Genomic DNA, 2241 nt, shown 5'->3' with positions numbered 1-2241 from the left:
TGACCCAGTTCAACGCCTGCACAAAGGCATCCATTGTCGCATCCAACTTTGCGGCCTGCGACTGGGACACCTTGAGTTTGCAAGCTACAGTCAGGACTTGGGTCATGCGCCGATTGTACTTCATCAAGGAAGGCCGCATTCCTCTCGGCACTGACCCTGGATAGTGGTGAGTGGGTAGTGACTAGCCACTAGTCACTAGCCACTAATGTAGAGTGCGGGGCTCCTGCGGGCTCTAGCTGAAGTTCGAGAAGGCCGCGCAGGATCAGGACAAAGGCTCCTAGGGATTTTGTTTCACTTTTTCCATCTTCCCATTCGGCAACAATCTCTTCATCAAGTGGTGAAGTCTTGCCAAAAGTAAGCCAGGATCAGCGTAGGGCTCCACAGGCATCTTTTCCCTCACCCTTAACCTCTCTTCCAATGAAAGAAATGGGGTCGCGCCATCCTCGCAATAGGCAGCCATTGTCTTCGGCCCTGCCGACAAGGAGAAAAAGCAGGCGGGGATCCATAAGCCCATAAAGCAAACAGCTGCGGTGTTATCCACAGCTTGAGCAGAGTCCAGATCTGAGCAGCTCATCGTTTCTGGAGGTTGTGTATCGGTGATCAACCCATTCTCATCCTTCCGGTGGAGACATTCTTCTCGCTCTCCAGCTGGGATCCCAGAAGTTGAACCTCAGCCCCCAGACGCTTCCGATCCTTTTGCTTCCCAACGGGAGCAGATGGTCAAGAAACAGCTCATCAAACGAGGGATCCGAGATCCACGGGTACTGGAAGCCATGGGAAAAGTGCCGCGTCACCTTTTTGTCCCCTCTGATCTGCGGGATCGGGCCTACAGGGATTGCCCTCTGCCCATCGGCTATGGCCAGACCATTTCTCAGCCCTATATTGTTGCTTTTATGACAGAAGCTGCTCGCCTCACGCCTGAATCGGTGGTGTTGGAAATCGGCACCGGCTCCGGCTATCAGGCGGCTGTTTTGGCAGAGCTGGCCCGGCAAGTGTATAGCCTGGAGCGTCTGTCCCCATTGGCTGCTCAAGCTCAACAAACCCTCGCTGCCCTGGGCTATCGCAACGTGGAAGTGCGTCAGGGGGATGGCTACCAAGGTTGGCCAGAGCATGCTCCCTACGATGCCATTCTGGTGACGGCAGCGCCCCCAACTGTGCCCATGGTGCTGCTGGATCAACTGGCGGTGGGGGGCACCTTGGTGGTGCCGGTGGGAGAAAGCCCTTCGGACTCCGGTGCCCAGGGATCCCAGTCCTTGCTGATCCTCTGCAAAACAGCCCAAGGATGGGTTCAAAAAGGGGCTTTTCCGGTGCAGTTTGTGCCCATGGTCTAGGGTTTTGCCCCCTCTACTCCTGCCAAAAGATGGGCGCGAATTTGCAAAGCCAATTGGGGATGGTCGGTAATCAACCCTTGAACAACGGGATTTTGTCCTACTGAGCCGGCAAATGGCTGCAAGCACAACTTCATCACTTCAGGATCGTTCACCGTCCAAACGTACAGAGGGATCCCGGCCTGTTCAGCTTCAGCCAAGAACTGCAAGTTCACCCAACTGTAGTGGGGGGCCAGAAAATCCGCTCCCAACTCCCGGCAACGGGTAAGTAAAGATCCCTTGGCTTGCTCCTCAGCCTTTGCCTCGATCAACAGGCCAACCTTGGGTTGCGGGGACAAAAGCGTTTTAACCCGCTGCACCACCTGAGGCAAAAAAGAGGTGATCACAAATTCTTCGGGGGTCAAAATATCGCTAACGAGGGCAAGGACTTGTTCCTCATAGCCTGCTTCTTTGAGTTCGATATCGAGGGTGATTTTGCCCTTGATATGTGACAGGGTCTCTTCAAGAGTGGGAATCGTGGGTTTGCGGGCCCGAATCTCGGCCCAAGTTAATGCGGCCAAAGGCTGTCCATCCAAATCGGCATCGTGAACAACCAGTGGGATCCCATCTCGGCTACAGCGCACATCCAGCTCAATTTGGTCGGCCCCCACTTCAACAGCAGCAGCAAAAGCGGCCAGCGTGTTTTCCTCGGCGTGGGTGTGCTCCCCACGGTGGGCGACAATCTGGGTGTAGGGGCGCATGTCAGCACCTCTGAAGCGGGGTTGAGTGCCAGGTTGCGCAGCTCTATTATGATTGGCTCTCGGTGGTTCAGAAAGGGATCCCAGCAGGCGACACTCCCCCAGCGGAAGCGATAAGCTAGGAGAGCATGCCTCTAACCCCCAAAACCCTGAACTTTGCTGAATTTACTGAGCTT

At 55.2% G+C, this 2241-nt stretch carries 3 protein-coding genes; 1 reads left to right on the top strand and 2 read right to left on the bottom strand.

The features are described from left to right. Nucleotides 1-277: 277 nt before the first annotated feature. Nucleotides 278-604 carry a hypothetical protein gene (locus tag NW838_RS14105; protein WP_414358477.1) on the bottom strand — a complete coding sequence of 109 codons (327 nt, stop codon included), beginning with the start codon at nucleotides 602-604 and terminating at the stop codon, nucleotides 278-280. Here NW838_RS14105 and NW838_RS14100 point away from each other — a divergent pair. Continuing rightward, complete coding sequence (locus tag NW838_RS14100; RefSeq protein WP_011433763.1) at nucleotides 597-1331, top strand: protein-L-isoaspartate(D-aspartate) O-methyltransferase; 735 nt, start codon at nucleotides 597-599, stop codon at nucleotides 1329-1331. The genes NW838_RS14105 and NW838_RS14100 overlap by 8 nt on opposite strands. Here NW838_RS14100 and NW838_RS14095 read toward each other — a convergent pair. After that, a complete protein-coding gene (locus NW838_RS14095; protein WP_414428249.1) occupies nucleotides 1328-2068 on the bottom strand; it encodes a glycerophosphodiester phosphodiesterase in 741 nt (246 codons plus the stop codon). The genes NW838_RS14100 and NW838_RS14095 overlap by 4 nt on opposite strands. Between the last annotated feature and the right edge of the window lie 173 nt (nucleotides 2069-2241).

It is taken from the genome of Synechococcus sp. R55.2 (assembly GCF_047462075.1).
Lineage (GTDB): Bacteria > Cyanobacteriota > Cyanobacteriia > Thermostichales > Thermostichaceae > Thermostichus.
This window is presented reverse-complemented; position numbering and strand designations above follow the sequence as displayed.

Bases quoted from the DNA above. Each gene is read 5' to 3' on its own strand.
- NW838_RS14095 (WP_414428249.1), bottom strand. From the start codon at position 2,068: ATGCGCCCCTACACCCAGATTGTCGCCCACCGTGGGGAGCACACCCAC.